Annotated in this window: 14 protein-coding genes and 1 tRNA gene; 8 read left to right on the plus strand and 7 right to left on the minus strand. The window is 70.2% G+C overall.

Translation table 11 applies throughout. The features are described 5' to 3' along the window. The first annotated feature begins 58 nt into the window (after positions 1 to 58). The 3 genes from ACZ63J_RS24120 (at position 59) to ACZ63J_RS24130 (ending at position 2055) form a co-directional block, all read left to right on the plus strand. Complete coding sequence (locus tag ACZ63J_RS24120) at positions 59 to 826, plus strand: DddA-like double-stranded DNA deaminase toxin (RefSeq protein WP_465405253.1); 768 nt, start codon at positions 59 to 61, stop codon at positions 824 to 826. After that, complete coding sequence (locus tag ACZ63J_RS24125) at positions 823 to 1338, plus strand: Imm1 family immunity protein (RefSeq protein ID WP_465405255.1); 516 nt, start codon at positions 823 to 825, stop codon at positions 1336 to 1338. Before ACZ63J_RS24120 ends, ACZ63J_RS24125 begins: the two co-directional genes overlap by 4 nt. A 123-nt stretch (positions 1339 to 1461) precedes the next feature. Beyond that, a complete protein-coding gene (locus ACZ63J_RS24130; protein ID WP_465405257.1) occupies positions 1462 to 2055 on the plus strand; it encodes a C39 family peptidase in 594 nt (197 codons plus the stop codon). Here ACZ63J_RS24130 and ACZ63J_RS24135 read toward each other — a convergent pair. Together ACZ63J_RS24135 and ACZ63J_RS24140 are read right to left on the minus strand one after the other, a co-directional pair. Further along, positions 2052 to 3335 carry an alpha/beta hydrolase family protein gene (locus ACZ63J_RS24135; RefSeq protein ID WP_465405258.1) on the minus strand — a complete coding sequence of 428 codons (1284 nt, stop codon included), beginning with the start codon at positions 3333 to 3335 and terminating at the stop codon, positions 2052 to 2054. The two genes, ACZ63J_RS24130 and ACZ63J_RS24135, sit on opposite strands and share 4 nt — an antisense overlap. A 13-nt stretch (positions 3336 to 3348) precedes the next feature. Further along, positions 3349 to 3921: an ArsR/SmtB family transcription factor gene (locus tag ACZ63J_RS24140; protein ID WP_465405260.1), complete on the minus strand. Its 573-nt coding sequence runs from the start codon at positions 3919 to 3921 to the stop codon at positions 3349 to 3351. A gap of 116 nt (positions 3922 to 4037) precedes the next feature. Here ACZ63J_RS24140 and ACZ63J_RS24145 point away from each other — a divergent pair, with 116 nt between their 5' ends. Continuing rightward, complete coding sequence (locus ACZ63J_RS24145) at positions 4038 to 4856, plus strand: helix-turn-helix domain-containing protein (protein ID WP_465405262.1); 819 nt, start codon at positions 4038 to 4040, stop codon at positions 4854 to 4856. Positions 4857 to 4869: 13 nt separating this feature from the next. Then, positions 4870 to 5052 (plus strand): DUF397 domain-containing protein, encoded by a 183-nt coding sequence (locus tag ACZ63J_RS24150; protein WP_465405264.1) that lies wholly within the window; start codon positions 4870 to 4872, stop codon positions 5050 to 5052. Here ACZ63J_RS24150 and ACZ63J_RS24155 read toward each other — a convergent pair. The 4 genes from ACZ63J_RS24155 to ACZ63J_RS24170 all read right to left on the minus strand — a co-directional run bounded on the left by ACZ63J_RS24155 (position 5030) and on the right by ACZ63J_RS24170 (position 11215). Further along, positions 5030 to 5533 carry a hypothetical protein gene (locus tag ACZ63J_RS24155; protein ID WP_465405266.1) on the minus strand — a complete coding sequence of 168 codons (504 nt, stop codon included), beginning with the start codon at positions 5531 to 5533 and terminating at the stop codon, positions 5030 to 5032. The genes ACZ63J_RS24150 and ACZ63J_RS24155 overlap by 23 nt on opposite strands. An 87-nt stretch (positions 5534 to 5620) precedes the next feature. Continuing rightward, positions 5621 to 8152, minus strand: coding sequence for a trehalose-phosphatase (gene otsB, locus ACZ63J_RS24160; RefSeq protein WP_465405268.1), 2532 nt, complete (start codon positions 8150 to 8152; stop codon positions 5621 to 5623). Between the two features lie 35 nt (positions 8153 to 8187). Continuing rightward, entirely contained in the window at positions 8188 to 9630 is a 1443-nt protein-coding gene (locus ACZ63J_RS24165; protein WP_465405270.1) for an alpha,alpha-trehalose-phosphate synthase (UDP-forming), read from the minus strand. A gap of 82 nt (positions 9631 to 9712) precedes the next feature. Then, complete coding sequence (locus ACZ63J_RS24170; protein ID WP_465405272.1) at positions 9713 to 11215, minus strand: threonine/serine exporter family protein; 1503 nt, start codon at positions 11213 to 11215, stop codon at positions 9713 to 9715. A gap of 189 nt (positions 11216 to 11404) precedes the next feature. Here ACZ63J_RS24170 and ACZ63J_RS24175 point away from each other — a divergent pair. Then, positions 11405 to 11477: transfer RNA gene (locus ACZ63J_RS24175), tRNA-Thr, on the plus strand. 3 nt (positions 11478 to 11480) lie between these two features. Here the strand turns inward: ACZ63J_RS24175 and ACZ63J_RS24180 are convergent. Then, positions 11481 to 14171: an AAA family ATPase gene (locus ACZ63J_RS24180; RefSeq protein ID WP_465405274.1), complete on the minus strand. Its 2691-nt coding sequence runs from the start codon at positions 14169 to 14171 to the stop codon at positions 11481 to 11483. 95 nt (positions 14172 to 14266) lie between these two features. Here ACZ63J_RS24180 and ACZ63J_RS24185 point away from each other — a divergent pair, with 95 nt between their 5' ends. Next, positions 14267 to 15436 carry an MFS transporter gene (locus ACZ63J_RS24185; RefSeq protein ID WP_465405276.1) on the plus strand — a complete coding sequence of 390 codons (1170 nt, stop codon included), beginning with the start codon at positions 14267 to 14269 and terminating at the stop codon, positions 15434 to 15436. Next, entirely contained in the window at positions 15433 to 15849 is a 417-nt protein-coding gene (locus tag ACZ63J_RS24190; RefSeq protein WP_465334209.1) for a Dabb family protein, read from the plus strand. The genes ACZ63J_RS24185 and ACZ63J_RS24190 overlap by 4 nt, the downstream gene beginning before the upstream one ends. Positions 15850 to 15894: the final 45 nt, after the last annotated feature.

Raw genomic sequence — 15894 nt, forward strand, 5'->3', positions numbered from 1 at the left:
TCCACGAGCGTTCACGGCCATGATGAGAAGAGCGTCCGTTTGAGGGAGGGCTTGCGGCGTGTCTGTTGACGATCTGCTCAAGGCCGTGGCTGCGAGCATAGAGAACGCGGGGAAGGCGAAGGAGCGTTATCGAGAGGCTGAGCAGCTGCTCACCGAGGCTTGCGACGCTCTGACTATGGCGACCAAGGGGTCACGCGCTCCGGAGCCGGCCGCTGCTCGGAGTGAGCTGGGTGCGGTGCTTTCCGGGATCCAGGAGGTGCATCGGAAGGTCATCGTGGCCATCAACCGGTTGGAGACCTACGCGAGCCGCATCCGTGGCGAGGATGGCGAAGGTGTGCGGGTAAGTGCTGTTCAGGCGGTTAAGCGATACAGCAACCAGCACGGGGACTGTTACCCGCCGGAGGCTGCCGAACTCGCGAAGCGCCTACCCAAACGAGTGATCCCGCGGACCAACGACCGGACTGTCGGCGTTGTAGGCCGGAATGGCCGGTACCTGATGACGATCAGGTCCGGTTGGGCCGACCCCCATCTCACCGAGGACGCCTGCGCACTCATAGAGTCGATGGGGCTCGATTCGGAGTTCCTCGGCTGCCACGTGGAGATCAAGCTGGCCGCTCTCATGCTGCGGAAGCCGTACCTTACGGATCTCGAGGTGGCGATCAACTACACGCCTTGCGGTATCGAGGACCAGAAGAAGTTTGCCGACGCATGCGACAAGGTTCTGACCAGGCTGTTTCCCCAGGATGGCGACCGAAGTTTGACCGTCTACGGCACCTATCAGGACAATGAACCGTTCCGGAAGCACTACGGGAGAAGCAGGCCGTGACCGCTGAGTTTGATATCGAGGAAGCCCGCCGTGATGGGCGGACTACTCTCGCCCTTTTGCGCTCTGTGTCGGATCCCATCGGGTTTGTGCTGTCCGCCGCCTGCGACACGCCAGAAACCGGTGAACCCGTCGGGTGCATCTGGGAATTTCGGAGCGGCGAACCGGAGTACAGCCCTCGGCTCGTCATCGGCATCCGCGGCAATCGCGGAACCGTGGTCTGGGGCGATGAGGGCCCCAATGACAAGTACGTCCCCGCAGGAACCGACTACAGCGGAGAGTTTCAGGACTACTGGCTGGGGCAGCACTCGGCCGGCTGGTTCAGCGGCGAGGAGGTGCCCGTCGGCTACGTCTTCGCTGCTTTGGGTGAGTACATCGTCACCGGTGAGCGGCCTAACGTCATCAATTGGGTCGCCAGGTCGACTATCCCGCCTCGCGAGGTTGTCCCGGACGAGTACGACCTAGAGGCGCAGCGCGCGCTCGAGGAGATCGAGCGGGAGCTGGGGCTGAGATAGCCGGGCGAACCTACCTTCGGTGTGATCCATTCAGGGCAGGTGAGAGACGGAAGTGATCCGCTGCCCGGATCATCCTTCGGTGAGGCGTTGGCCAACCGACGTCAAAACTGGGGAAGGACCGTCATGCGCAGATTCCGGCTGGGATTCGTCACGCTCGTGGCCGCCATGGGGCTCGTCGCGCTGCCCGCGGTGGCGCAAGCCTCCACCGAGGCCGTGCTCAACATCCAGTACCAAGTGCAAGAGACGGGCTACTGGTGCGGCCCGGCCGCGACGCGGATCGCGATGTCCGCGCGGACCGGGAACCTGCCGAGCCAGGGCACGCTCGCCTCGCAGCTCGGCACCACCACCAACGGCACCGACTGGATCGGCCAGGTCACCGGCGTCCTCAACGGCGATCTCGGCACCTCCTGGTACGAGACCAAGGAGATGCCGAACGACCCGCCGACGCAGGCCCAGCGCGACCTGCTGTGGAACGACATCGTGCTCGACATCAACAACGGCTACGCGATCGTCGCCAACATTGTCGCGCCCGCGAACAACCACCCGCCGGGCTACCCGAACTACACGATCTACCACTACTTCACGGTGATCGGGTACGACAGCTCCGACCGGACCGTCAAGATCGCCGACCCGGCGAGCTTCGGCGGGAACCAGATCTACTGGCTCGGCTTCGACCAGCTTGCGACGCTGATCCCGCCGAAGGGCTACTCCGCCTAGATCCCCAGCAGTCCCCAGTAAACCGCCCAGGGGACGAACACGACGCCGCCCGCCAGGAGCACGCCGAGCCGCGGGGTGCGGTGCCGCCACCACGCCATCGCCGTGCCGATGGCGGCGGCCACCGCACCCAGCGACAGCAGCTGCAACACCAGCCACGGCAACGGACGGCCCGCGAGCACCGGGCCGAGGTTCCGGCCCATCGTCACCTGGATCAGGACGTCGAACGCCAGGAAGCCCAGCACGGCGAGCAACCCGGTCACCGCCAGCCAGCGGGACGGCCGCGCCGCGCCGCGGCCCAGCCCGAAGGCGAAGGCCACCAGCAGGAACACCAGCACGACCAGCTGCAGCCACGTCGGCTCGTACCAGGCCAGCGGGGTCACCGCGGTGCTCGGCCGGTCCTGCGCCGGCGCCGGGTCGGCGGAAGACGCGCCGGGCGGGTTGTGCACCCACGTGCCCACCAGCTCCAGGTAGCCGGGCGCGTACCCGGGGAGCTTGTCGTAGCCGTTGGTCGTGCGGCGCAGCTGGTGCTGGGCGTCCGGGAAGACCCGCAGCGTGGACCGGCCGAGAGACTCCCGGAAGATCCGGACGGCCTCACCCGGCGGCGTCAGGACGTCCTTCGCGCCCCACAGCCCGAGCACCGGCTGCCGCAGGCTCTTCAGCACCGGCACCGGGTCGTAGTGCGCCTCCGGGAACACCCCGCCGCCGACGAGCTGGCGCATCATCGTCGACGACGCCATCCGCACCATCGACCCGGCCATTCCCAGCTGCCGCAGCTGGTTCTCGATCGCCCACGCCTGTTGCCGCGACGGCTCGACGCCGTTCGCCCCCAGCGTCACGACAAACGCGACGTCGGCGGACTTCGAAGCCGCCAGTGGCGCCACCCAGCCCCCTTCGCTCAACCCCCAGACACCGACCCGCGCCGGATCGACCTCGGGCCGTTTCCGCAACGCCTCGACCGCCGCCAGCGCGTCGTCGGCCAGGGTCGAGTACGACCGCTCGAACTGCGAATACCCCTCGGTCCGCTTGTCGTAGATGAGCGTCGCGATGCCTTCTCGCGCAAAGGCTTCCGCCTGGTCGCGGTAGTCCTCCCGGCTGTGCGCCCCCGAGCCGTGGACCATCACCAGGCCCGGCAGCTTCGACCCGCCGGGTGGTGCGACGACGGTGCCGTGCAAGGTCACCCCGCCGTTCGTGAACGTCACGTCCGAGCCGTCCGCCGCCGAAGCCGGTGGCGCGGAAAGAGCCAGGGTCACCCCGGCCAGTAGTAGAGCCCCTCTTCGCATGTGAGATCCCCTGTCATGTCGTTTCCCCTGGGTCCGGGAACGCGAGCAGGCGCACGAGCACGCGCCGCGCATCCGGTGACCGGTCGTCCTCGGGCCGCCAGTGCCGGCGGAACAGCTCCATGTAGTCGTTCCAGAACGCGAGCAGCTCCTCGGCGGTGAGCCAGGTGCCGCCGCGTGCGTAGAGCAGTGCGTCCGGCCAGTCGCCGGGCAGTTCGTCGCGCGTCTCCGCGAACCGGTTGAGCTTTTCGAGGTCGTCCTCGAACCCCTGGCGCTGCATGTCGTCGAACAGCACCTGGGATTCGGCGCTCTGCTCGCTGCGCCGCGGCCAGCGGATGTCCCGCGGCCGCGTGCGCCACCACCGTTCCTTGCCCCGCGCGAGCTCCGGGACGTCCTCGACGAACCCGAACCGCGCCAGCTCCCGCAGGTGGTAGCTGGTCGCGCCGGTGTTCTCGCCGAGGGTCCGGGCGAGCGTCGTGGCTGTCGCCGGGCCCGCGGACAACACGCCGAGTATCCGGCGACGCAACGGGTGCGTGACGGCCTTGAGGGCGTCCGGGTCGAGCTCTTCCGGTGGTGGAGCGCTGGTCATGACCCCAAGGTAGCCGTGCAAAGGAAATTGTGCAAAGAAATCTGTGCACGTGGGATTCCCGAGTCGGCGGACCCGCCCCTTACTATCCGTGCCCATGTGGTTCCGAGGGGTCAGACGTGGGTGAGCCGAACCTGCCCGCCCGGCAGATGGGGCGCCAGCTGAAGCGCATGCGCGAGCGGCTGGGCATGACGCAGGAAGAAGCGGGCGCGCCGCTGCGCATGTCGACGAGCAAGCTGTCGCGCATCGAGACGGGGTATCTGCCGCCGTACCACGACTTCCGTGCGCTGCTGGACCGGTACAACGTGATCGTCTCGGACTGGGACGAGTACATCTCCGCCTACGACCGCGCCAAGGAGAAGGGCTGGTGGCACCACTACGGGGTGGACAACCGCGGGTTCCTGCCGATCGAGGCCGAGGCGAGCAAGGTCAAGGTCTTCCAGTTCGGCTACATCCCGGGACTGCTGCAGACCGAGGCGTACATGCGCGAGGTCTTCGCCGCGGGTCGGAAGCAGATGAAGCCGAAGGTGCTGGAGAACCAGGTCACCGTGCGACTGCTGCGGCAGCTGCGGCTCACCGATCCGCCGATCCTGCGGTTCCACGCGATCATCGACGAGTACGCGCTCCGCAAGCCGATTCTCGGGCGGGCCGAGCAGGAGGAGCAGCTGCAGCACCTGGTCGATCGGGCGCGGCTGCCGAACGTGACTTTGCAGGTGGTGCCGGAGGATGTCGGCGCCTACGACGGCCAGAACGGCAACCTGATCATCGCGAGCTTCGAGGACTCCGAGGAGTCCGATGTCGCTTACGTCGAGCACATTTTCGGCTCGGTTCACATTGAGAAAGAGGGAGAAGTTTCCGCTGCTAAGCTGGCGTTCAAGGATTTCGCGGATCGAGCCCTGGATGCGGAGGATTCGATCGCGCTGATCGAACGGCTCTGACGGGGAGGCTGCTATGTCCACTGTGGACTCGCGGTGGTTCAAGAGCAGCTATAGCACCAGCGGCGAAGGCAGCGACTGCGTCGAGGTTTCCTTCAGCGTGCCCGTCGCGATCCGTGATTCCAAAGCGCCCCACGGCGAACTCCACCTGAGCGCCGCCGCATGGACCGCTTTCCTCACCAAATCGGGTGGTCGCTGAACCGCCGCAGCGTCCGCATCGACGGCCGCACGGAGACCATCCCCGCCGCGAACCCCAACGTGGCGAAGGCGAGCGTCGCGAGGGTCGTGAGCAGGTCCGGCCACCCGCGGAAGACGATCGACGCCGCGTACGAGCCGAGGATCAGGATCAGCGTCAGCACGTAGGTGAACACCAGCGTGGTGCGGGCCGACGCCGCGCTCGCCACGACCAGGTAGTCCCCGCGCAGGCACCGCCGGACCGACAGCACCAGCACCGCGATCGCCAGCACGCTCAGCGGCGGCAGCACCGCCGCGGCCGTGCCGATCAGCGTGTCCGGGAAGGCGTGGCCGTGGACCATGCCCTTCAGGAACGTCGTGAGCCCGAACAGCAGCACCATCCCGGCGATCATCGACGACCCGACGACCACCGAGCCCCAGCGCACCCGGTCGGCGAACCGGGGTGGCAGCGGCACGTACTCGACCTGCCCGAACGTCCCCTGCACGCACCTCACCTCCGAACGCCGTGAAGGCCACCTTACGGGCGTCAGACGCCCGCGCGGTGGCCTTCACGGCAGTTCGGACCGAAAGGGCTAACTGGCAGCCAGCAAGTTGGCGCACCGGATGAGCCCGATGTGCGAATACGCCTGCGGATGATTGCCGAGGGACCGTTCGGCGATGGGGTCGTACTGCTCCGGCAGCAGGCCCGTCGGGCCGGCCGCCGCGACGATCTGGTCGAACAGCTCCTGCGCCTCGGTGCGCCGCCCGGTGAGCAGGTACGCCTCGATCAGCCACGCCGCGCAGATGTGGAAGCCGCCCTCGCCACCCGGGAGGCCGTCGTCGCGGCGGTAACGGTACACAGTGGACCCACTGCGCAGCTCCGCCTCGATCGCGGTCACCGTGTGCTGGAAGCGCTCGTCGGCCGGGTCGATCAGCCCGGTGAGCCCGACGAACAGCGAGGCCGCGTCGAGGTCCGTGCCGTCGTAGGCCGTGGTGAAGGCCTGGACCTCGTCGTTCCAGCCGTGGGTGAGGACGTCGTCCTTGATCGCGTCGCGCAGGGCCGGCCACGCGCCCGGCACGCCCCGGCCGTACTGCTCGCCGAGCTTGACCGCGCGGTCGATGGTCACCCAGCACATCACCCGGGAGTAGACCCGGTGGCGCGGCACGTGCCGCTCCTCCCAGATCCCGTGGTCGGGCTCGTTCCAGCGCCGCGTCACGGCTTCCGCCATGGCGCGGACCATCTGCCAGTCCTCGTCACGCAGGTCGCCGCGCGCGGCGGCGAGGGTGCCGACCAGCTCGACGACCGGGCCGAAGACGTCCAGCTGCACCTGGTGGTTCGCCAGGTTGCCGACGCGCACGGGCCGCGAACCGGCGTACCCGGGCAGCGACTCGATCACGGCTTCGGCGCCGATGACACTGCCCGAAAGCGTGTACAGCGGGTGGAGCCGCTCCGGGCCGGCCAGCGTCGCGAGCACCCCGTGGAGCCACTTCAGGTAGCCCTCGGCCTCCTCGATCGAGCCGAGGTGCACGAGCTCCCGCACGGTCATCGCCGCGTCGCGGATCCAGCAGTAGCGGTAGTCCCAGTTGCGGACACCGCCGATCTCCTCCGGCAGCGACGACGTCGCCGCGGCGAGCACCCCGCCGGAGTCGGTGTTGACCAGGCCGCGCAGGGTCAGCGCCGAGCGCAGCACCAGGTCGGTCTGCACCTTCGGCAGCTGCAGCTTGGACGTCCACTCGCTCCAGTAGCGGCCCGCGCGGTCGCGTCGTTCCACTTCGGACAGTTCGTGGTCGCCGAGGTCCGTGGTGCCGCAACGCAGCTCCAGCACGACCGGCTGGGTCGGCGTCGGCTGGACGAGCGCGGTCGCGGTGTCGTGGAGGCCGTCGGAGGTGATGGTCCACTCGACGCCCGGCGAGTAGAGCACGAACGGCTCCGACGTGCCGAGCACCTTCAGGCCGCCCTCGGTGATCTCCAGCTTCACCGGCACACCACCGAACTCGGGGCGCGGCGCGAATTTGACGTCCGCCTGCGCCTCACCGGAGATGACGCGGACCAGGTCCGTCCGGTGCTGCGGGCTCTCCGGCTCGAGGTAGTCGGTGACGAGCAGGCGCGACCAGCGCGTCTCGACCGTCATCGTGTTCGGCAGGTAGCGCTGGCCCAGCGGCAGGCCGTTGCGGTGCGGCTTGATGGAGAAGTGGCCCGCGCCCTCGCCGCCGAGCAGGTCGGCGAACACCGCGGGCGCGTCCGGCCCGGGGTGGCAGAGCCAGGTCAGCTTCGCGTCCGGCGTCACGAGCGCGACCGAGCGCTCGTTGGCCAGCATCGAGAGCCGCTCGATCGGCGGGGCCGACTCGCCGTAGAGCCAGTTGCGCCGCTCCTCCAGCAGGAAGCCGAGGACCAGCGCGACGTCGACGGTGTCGGGCACGCGGAAGCCGGCGAGCGTCTCGCCGTCGCCGACCTTGATGCCCAGGTCAGGACCCGAGAGGCGGGCGAAGGCCTTCTCGTCGGTGACGTCGTCGCCGAGGAAGATCGCCGCCGTCGCACCGACCTGGTGGCGCAGGATGTCGAGCGCGCGGCCCTTGTCCGTCTGGACGACCGCGAGCTCCACCACCTCCTTGCCGTCGGTGGTCGACACGCCCTCCCAGGTGGACGGTCCGTTGTGGACGGCCGCGAGCACCCGCCGGCCGGCTTCGTGCTCGGCTCGGCGCACGTGCACCGCGATGCTCGCCGGCTTGACCTCGAGCGACACGCCCGGGACGTCGAGCACGAGCTGTTCGAGCTCGGTCTCGAGCCGCCGGTGCAGCTCACGCGCCTTCTCGTCGAGCGCGTGGATGAAGCCGATGTCGAACTCGGAGCCGTGGCTGCCGACGAGGTTCACCTCGGACGGCAGCCGCGAGAGCGTGGCGAGATCGCGGAGCGCGCGGCCGGAGATGACCGCGGTCGTCGTCTCGTGCAGACCGGCGAGCGATCTGAGGGCGCCCACGGACTCGGGCAGCGGGCGTGCCTCGTCCGGGTTGAGCGTGATGGGTGCCAGCGTGCCGTCGTAGTCGCAGGCGACCAGCAGTCGCGGAGTACGGGCGATCTGCACGATCGCGCGCCGTAGCTCGGCGGGCAGGGCCTCGGCAGTCAACACTCCTCCTCAGGAGCTCGTGCATGGTCGTTCGGTTAATCGACCGCCTCGGCACCCAGAGCTTGCAGGAACGAGCGCGCCCAACGATCGACATCGTGCGTGAGGACCTGGCGACGCATGGCGCGCATCCGGCGACGGCCCTCTGCCGGGTCGAGCGTAATGGCAGCCACCAGAGCGTCCTTCACCCCGTCCAAGTCGTGGGGATTCACGAGGAATGCGCTAGAGAGCTCGGCGGCCGCCCCGGCGAACTCGCTGAGCACCAGCGCGCCCCCGAGATCGTGCCGCGCGGCGACGTATTCCTTGCACACGAGGTTCATTCCGTCACGCAGCGGCGTCACGACCATGACGTCCGCGGCGGAGAAGAACCCGGCCAGCTCGGTGCGGTCGACCGACTGGTGGAGGTAGTGCACGACCGGGTGGCCGACGCGGGAGAACTCGCCGTTGATCCGGCCGACCATCTGCTCGATCTCGCCGCGCATCCGCTGGTAGTGCTCGACGCGCTCGCGGCTGGGGGTGGCGAGCTGCACGAACGTGACGTCGTCCGGCTGCAGGCGGCCCTCGTGGAGCAGCTCGTGCAGCGCCTGCAGGCGCAGGTCGATGCCCTTGGTGTAGTCGAGGCGGTCGACGCCGAGCATGACCGTCTTGGGGTTGCCGAGGTCGCGCCGCAGCTGGGCCGCGCGCTCCTGGACGCCCTTCGTGCGCGCGAGCGTGTCGAGCCCGGCGGCGTCGATCGAGATCGGGAAGGCGCCGACCCGGACGGTCCGGTCGCCGACCTGCATGGTGCCCGGTCGCGACCGGACGCCGACCGCGCCGCGCGTCGACTCGAGGCCGATCAGCTGGCGGCACAGCCAGAGGAAGTTCTGCGCCCCGCCGGGGCGGTGGAAGCCGACGAGGTCCGCGCCGGTGAGGCCGCGGATGATCGCGGCGCGCCACGGCATCTGCATGAACAGCTCGACCGGCGGGAACGGGATGTGCAGGAAGAAGCCGATGCGCAGGTCGGGCCGCAGCTCGCGCAGCATCGCCGGCACCAGCTGCAGCTGGTAGTCCTGGATCCAGACCGTCGCGCCCTGGGCGGCGACCTCGGCGCTGGCCTGGGCGAAGCGGCGGTTCACCTTGACGTAGCTGTTCCACCACGCCCGGTCGAACACCGGGCGCTCGACGACGTCGTGGTAGAGCGGCCAGAGCGTCGCGTTGGAGAAACCTTCGTAGTAGTCACGGACTTCGTCGGCGCTCAACGAGACCGGGTGCAGCACGAGACCGTCGTCGTCGAACTCCTCGACGTCGACGTCCGGGATGCCCGGCCAGCCCACCCACGCGCCCTTGCGGGAGCGGAGGAACGGCTCGAGCGCGGAGACCAGCCCACCCGGACTGGCCGTCCAGCGGCGCTCACCGTCCGTCGTGCGCTCGAGGTCCACCGGAAGCCGGTTCGCCACCACGACGAAATCGGCCGATCTCGTGTTCTCCTTCGGTTCACTCACGTCGCTCGCTCCTCGCGTCCCGGGTCGCGGCCCCAGAGTGAAACCCTATCGCGTGAGCGATGAACAGCCGGTGACCGTCGGGTTACTCCAAGCGTCGATCAGCCGGTTCGAGCGGACCAGCCATGCGTGGTCCGGCGAACCGCCGCTCGAGCCTGCCCAGACCGGTCCGTACCGGCTGGGCGAGCCATTCCCCGAGTACCACGCCCGCTGCCAGCGCAAGCCCGATCGCGACGGCCGTCATGAGCGTCGAGATGTCGCCACTGGGCTCGACCCCGATCCGGTACAGACCACGGTAGGTCGAAAGGCCCGGAAGCAGCGGAGTGATCCCGGACACGGCGACCACGAGCGGGGTCACGCCGAGCCGCCGCGCGAGCACACCACCGCAGAACCCGACCAGCGTCGCCGCGATGGCGGACGAGCTGACGCCGTCGAGCTCGGACAGCATGAGCGCGCCGTAGACGGCGGCGCCGATGGCCCCGGCGGCCGCCGCGACCAGCATCGCGCGCATCTTCGAGTAGGAGGCGAGCGCGAAGCAGGCGGAGGCGCCGGCCCCGCCGATGATGACCTGCGGCAGCTGCTGCGGCGTCGAGCTGGGGACGTCCGGCAGCGGCGTGAGCGGCAGTTCGAAGAAGACGGCGATCCGCAGCGCCAGCACGACCCCGGCGATCAGGCCCGCCGACATCAGCACGGTTTCCATCGTGCGTCCGGCGGCGGTGACGTTGTAGCCGGTGATGGCGTCCTGCACCGCGGACACGGTGGAGAGCCCGGACAGGAGCACGGTCAGTGCGGCCGCGACGACGAGCGTCGGCCGGTCGGTCGTCAGGACCCCGCTGCTCACGACGCCCATCGCGGAGAGCGTCGCGACCAGGCCGCCGATCACCTGCTGGAAGAAGAACGGCAGGGAGTACCGGTTCACGAACCGGCCGATCCGGTCGATCACACCACTGATGACGAAGGCGACGAGCGCGATGTCCAGGCCGCCCCCGAGCAGGATGGTGATGAAGGCGGCGACCCCGCCCCAGGACAGCGTCGCGACCCAGCGCGGGTAGGGGTGCGGCGCCTGCGTGATGCGTTCGAGCTCGGTCTGCGCCTGCTCCGCGCCGACGTTGCCGCGCACGATCTGCCGGATGAGCTTCTCGGTCTCGGTCAGCCGGGTGTAGTCGAGGCTCCGGCTGCGCACGACGCGGAGCGCGGTGACCGGCGAGAGGTCGCTGCCGCGGTGGCAGGTGACGGTGATCGACGTGAAGATGACGTCGACCTCGCAGTGCGGCAGCCCGAGCGCGGCGGCGATGGCGATGATGGTCGCGGTGACGTCCGACGCGCCGGCGCCGCTGGCCATCTGGACCTCCCCGATGCGCAGCGAGAGGTCGAGCACGAAGTTGACGGTGGCCTCGTCCGGCAGCTGAGGCCCCATGGCCTCATCGGCGTCGACGGCGGGAAACTCACCGGTCGGAGCTTCGAGCACCTGCCATGGCCGCCGCCGCAGGAGGTTGGGGCGGTGGGTTTTGGGGGTTCTTTGCGCGGGAGGTTCCAGGACGGGCCATCTGGTCGCCTTGCCCCCGTTGGTGCGCTCGTTGATCTTCATGATCCATCCACCTCCTCGCTCTCTCCTCCCGGACCATCGACGCGGGCAGGTCCGCTGTTGCAGTGGCGTTGGCCACGTTTCCCCGCGGTGCTTCTCCGGTGTCCATGGTGGCCTGGACCTGGCGATGCTGCCTGTCGAACGGATCTTGAGGGCAGCCCGATACACTGTGGGCGGCGCCGAGGGCGCCAGGCCGCTATAGCTCAGCTGGTAGAGCATCTGTCTTGTAAACAGAAGGTCAGGGGTTCGAGCCCCCTTGGCGGCTCCGTTACACCGCTCCGTCGACAGTCCCGATGTCCGGCACGCTCTTGAGCTGCTTCCGAGAAGTGATGCCCAGCTTGCGGAAGATGTTGCGCAGGTGGGCATCGACCGTGCGGGGGCTGAGGAACAGGCGGGCGGCGACCTCCTTCGTGGTCGCGCCGGTGGCGACCAGGCGGGCGACGTGCATTTCGTGCATCGAAAGGTGGTCGCGGGCGCGAGACGAGCGGCTGCGTGCCACCTCGCCGGTCGCGTGGAGCTCGGCCGCGGCGCGTTGGGCGAACGCCTCCATCCCGATCGTGGCCAGCTGCTCGTGCGCGGTGCGCAGCTGCTGACGGGCGTCGGTGCGGCGGCCCTTGCGGCGCAGCCACTCCCCGTACAGCAGGTGCGCCCGGGCGCGGTATGGCGTCACGCGGCTGTCCGTCAGGTGCTTGATCGCTTCCAGGTAGCCGTCTTCGTCGTCGGTGACCAGGGCTCTGGCCGCGGCCGTGACGCCCCGGCCCCAGCCGGTGCCGGTCGGCTCCGTGCGCTCGACCAGGGATTCCAGTGCCGACTCGGCTGCGGAGTGTTCGCCGCATCGGACCGCGGCCTCCACCAGCTCGGGCAGGGCGATCCCGGCGAGGAACAGGTCGCCGGCCGCGGTGGCGCGCCGGGCCGCTTCCAGCGCCGTCCGGTAGTCGCCGGTGGCGTTGTGCAGCAGTGCCGCCCCCCAGTGGACGTTCGCCGTCACCAGAAGGGCGTCCTGAGCTGCCACCTCGCCGAACAGGTCGAGTGCCTCCGCCGTGCGGCCGCGCATGGCGGCCAGGTGCACTCGCGCGTACATCTGCGGCGCGTCGCCGAAGGCGCCCGCGATCGCCTCCTCCTCGGCGATCGCCGCCATCGCCTGCCCGAAGTCGCCGGTCAGCACCGCGGCGACGGCGGCCTGGGACAGGCCCAGCCGGAGCGTCAGCGGTGAACCCGTGTCCCGGCCCGTCCGCACCAGCCATTCGACGATCGCCGCGTGGGCGTCCTCGTCCCACAGCTCGCCGGCGAGCATGCTGGCCAGGCCGGGCGCCCGCGTCCACTCCGCCGTCGCGCCGGTAAGCACCCGCCGGACCAGGGGGATGCCGGCGCGGTGGTTCTCGACGGTGAGCCTGACCAGCGCGTCGAGCACGTCCGGGGCTCCCGGCGCGGCCGGGGCGTTGCGGGCCGCCGCCACGACCTGGTCGAGCACTCCGCCGGCCCGGCCGGCCGCGAGTGCCATCTCCACCGCGGCCAGGAAGTACGCGCGCGACCGCTTCGGATCCAGCGTGGCGAGCCGTTGCGCCGCACGCAGCATCAGCGCCGGCCCGCCGTCGTCCCCGGGCCGGACGAACGCGATCTTCCCGCGCAGCAGGTCGACGGTCGCGCGCTGGAACTCGTCGAGTGCGGTGGGATCGAGGGTGGTGAGCAGGCTGTGGGCCGCGTCGGCCGCGCCCGAGTCGAGCGTCGCCCGTACCGCGGCGAGCGTGCGCTCGTTTCGTTTGCCCGACTCCAGGGACAACGCCGCCGCGCGTTCGAGAAACGCCGCCGCGGCGGCCACACCGCCACGGGCCCGGGCGCGCGACGCCGACGACTCCAGTTCGCCGGCGACCTGTTCGTCGGGTCCGGCACTGGCCTGAGCGCGGTGCCAGGCCCGCCGGTCCGGCGCGGTGGCCGGATCAGTTGCCGCGGCCAACGCCTGGTGCACGGCGCGCCGCAGGTCCGGTTCGGCCGCCCGGTACACCGCCGAACGTGCGAGCGGGTGGCAGAACCGCACCTGGCCGGCGAACTCGGCCAGGCCGGACGCCGCTGCCGCGGTACTGCCCACGTCGACACCCAGCCGCTCGGCGGCGTCCCACAACAGCGCCGGGTCGCCGGTCGGTTCCGCGCTCGCGATGGTCAGCAGCACCCTGGCGGCCTCGGGCAGCTCCGTCAGCCTGGCCTGGTAACTCCGCTCGATCCGGCTCGGCACCGACGACGGACCGGGCAACGCGAAGCCGCCCGCGTTCGGCAGCTCGATCAGCGCCAGCGGGTTGCCACGCGCCTCGCCCAGGACGCGGTCGCGGATCCGCTCGTCCGTCGGGGAGACGCTGTGCGCGGCCAGCAACGCGCGGGCGTCCGGGCCGCTCAGGCCGTCCAGCACCACGCCGGGCAGTTCGTCCAGCCCGTGGCCGGCGCCCGGTGTGCGGGTCGCGAACACCATGGCCACCGGCTCCGCGGCGATCCGCCGGGCCACGAACGTCAGCGCCTTCGCGGACGCGGTGTCCAGGCAGTGGGCGTCGTCGACCACACACAGCAGCGGACGTTCCCGCGCGGCCACGGCCAGCAACGCGAGGCTCGCCACGCCGATCCGGAACGGGTCCGGCCTGCCGTCGGCCAGGCCGAACGCCACCCGCAGGGCGTCGCGGTGGGCCGGGGACACCTCGTCCAGCCGGGCCAGCGCCGGCACGCAGAGCTGGTGCAGGGCCGCGAACGGCAGCTCCACCTCGAACTCCGACCCGGCCGCGCGGATCACCCGAAACCGGCCCGCCGCCGTCCGCTCGACGTGGCCCAGCAGGGCGCTCTTGCCGATCCCCGGCTCGCCACGCAGCACGAACGCCCCACCCTCGCCCTGCTCCGCGGCGTCGAGCAGGGCGTCGAGACGGCTGGTCTCGTCGCGTCTGCCGACCAGCGAACCGGGTGGCCGGGGTGGCGTTCGCATGAAGTCAACAGTAGGCGAACCGCCCACGGCCGTAGGCGAGATTTAGGTGACCGTCGCCGACGCGACGGGGAGGGCCGGCGCGTGACTGTGGGGGCATGACAGCTCAGGTCGACCGGACAACGCCAGGCGGTCTCGCCCGCGGCACGATCCTGGGCGCGGCGGCGCTGACCATCATGGCGGCGGCGATCATCGCGCCCAGCCTGCCGGAGATGGGCAAGGTCTACGCCGGACAGCCGGGCGCGGACCTCCTCGTCCGGCTCGCGTTGACCGTCACCTCGCTCATGATCGCCGTCAGCGCGCCGGTGTCCGGTGTGGTCGCGGACCGGGCCGGGCGGCGCCCGCTGCTCGTGTTCAGCCTCGTTTTGTACGCAGTCTGCGGAACCGCCGGGTACTTCGTCGACGACCTGTACTTGTTGCTCGCGACCAGGGCACTGCTCGGGATCGCCGTCGGCGGCGTCATGACCGCGGTCACCGCGACGATCACCGACTGGTTCGACGGCCCGCGCCGGGCGTCGTTCCTCGGGCTGCAGCAGGCCTTCGCGAGCCTCGGTGGCGTGGTGTTCCTGCCGCTGGCCGGGGTGCTGGCCACGGTCAGCTGGCGGACGCCGTTCTGGATCTACGCGGTCGCCGCCGTCGTCGCGTTGTTCGCGGTCTTCACGGTTCGTGACGTTCCCCGGGACGCGCCCACCGCGTCCGCGCGCCGCGGCCGGACGATGACCGGCCCGGTGCTGGGCGTCTACGCGCTGGCACTGGTCGCGACGCTGGCGTTCTACATGGCGCCGACCCAGCTGCCGTTCCTGCTGGGCGGTTTCGGCGCCGGCCCGGTCGTCGTCGGCGCGGTGATCGCGGGCAGCACGCTCACCAGCGCGCTCGCCGCGTTGGCGTTCCCCGCGTTGCGCAGACGGCTGACCACCACGGCGGTCACGGCGACGAGCATCGCCCTGCTCGGCGCCGGCTGGCTGCTGATCGGCGTGTCCGGCTCGGTTGCCGGCGTCGCGGCGGGGTTGCTCGTCGGTGGCGCCGGGGTCGGGTTGGCCGTGCCCAACCTGACTCTGATGCTCAGCGAAAAGGCCCCTCCGGACCGGCGCGGGAGAGTCCTCAGTGGACTTGTCGCGGGCATTTTCCTCGGCCAGTTCCTTTCGCCGCTGGCTGTTCAACCACTCGTCCGGACCATCGGTGTGGCCGGCACGTTCACCTGGACCGGGATCGCCCTGATCGTCGGCGCGACTGTCGCCGTCGCTCGTATTCGAAAGGAAAACCCATGATCTACCACGGAAACCGGCTGACCCTGAAGCCGGACGCCAGCCCGGAGGCCGTCGAGGAAGCCCTGGAGAGCCTGCGCAACCAGGGCCGGTCCATCCCGTCGGTGAAGTCGTTCGTCGTCGGCCGCGACTACGGCGGCGAGTACGAGTGGGGCGCGACCTTCGTGATCGAGGACCTCGAAGGCTACTGGGAGTACCTCATCCACCCGGCCCACCGCAACACCGACCGGGTGGGCCTGCCGCTGGTGGACAAGTTCATGTCGTTCGACATCACCGACGACCCGGATCCCGAAATGGGCGCGAAGATCGCGGCGCTGCACCAGCGTCGTTACGACAGCGACCCCGAGCTCACGAAACTGGTCTCCGATCTCGGTGAGTACTCGGGCAGTGCCGCACCTGGACAGCACGCGGACTGACTGGACCGCGGGCCCGCCGGACCGCGCCGCGGTCCGGCGGGCGCT

It is taken from the genome of Amycolatopsis sp. NPDC104863, assembly GCF_055582965.1.

What these genes read in the sequence shown, in the direction of transcription:
- ACZ63J_RS24130 (WP_465405257.1), top strand. Translation starts at nt 1,462, where the DNA reads ATGCGCAGATTCCGGCTGGGATTCGTCACGCTCGTGGCCGCCATGGGG.
- ACZ63J_RS24150 (WP_465405264.1), top strand. Translation starts at nt 4,870, where the DNA reads ATGTCCACTGTGGACTCGCGGTGGTTCAAGAGCAGCTATAGCACCAGC.
- ACZ63J_RS24170 (WP_465405272.1), bottom strand. Translation starts at nt 11,215, where the DNA reads ATGAAGATCAACGAGCGCACCAACGGGGGCAAGGCGACCAGATGGCCC.
- ACZ63J_RS24140 (WP_465405260.1), bottom strand. Translation starts at nt 3,921, where the DNA reads ATGACCAGCGCTCCACCACCGGAAGAGCTCGACCCGGACGCCCTCAAG.
- ACZ63J_RS24190 (WP_465334209.1), top strand. Translation starts at nt 15,433, where the DNA reads ATGATCTACCACGGAAACCGGCTGACCCTGAAGCCGGACGCCAGCCCG.
- ACZ63J_RS24135 (WP_465405258.1), bottom strand. Translation starts at nt 3,335, where the DNA reads ATGCGAAGAGGGGCTCTACTACTGGCCGGGGTGACCCTGGCTCTTTCC.
- ACZ63J_RS24185 (WP_465405276.1), top strand. Translation starts at nt 14,267, where the DNA reads ATGACAGCTCAGGTCGACCGGACAACGCCAGGCGGTCTCGCCCGCGGC.
- ACZ63J_RS24180 (WP_465405274.1), bottom strand. Translation starts at nt 14,171, where the DNA reads ATGCGAACGCCACCCCGGCCACCCGGTTCGCTGGTCGGCAGACGCGAC.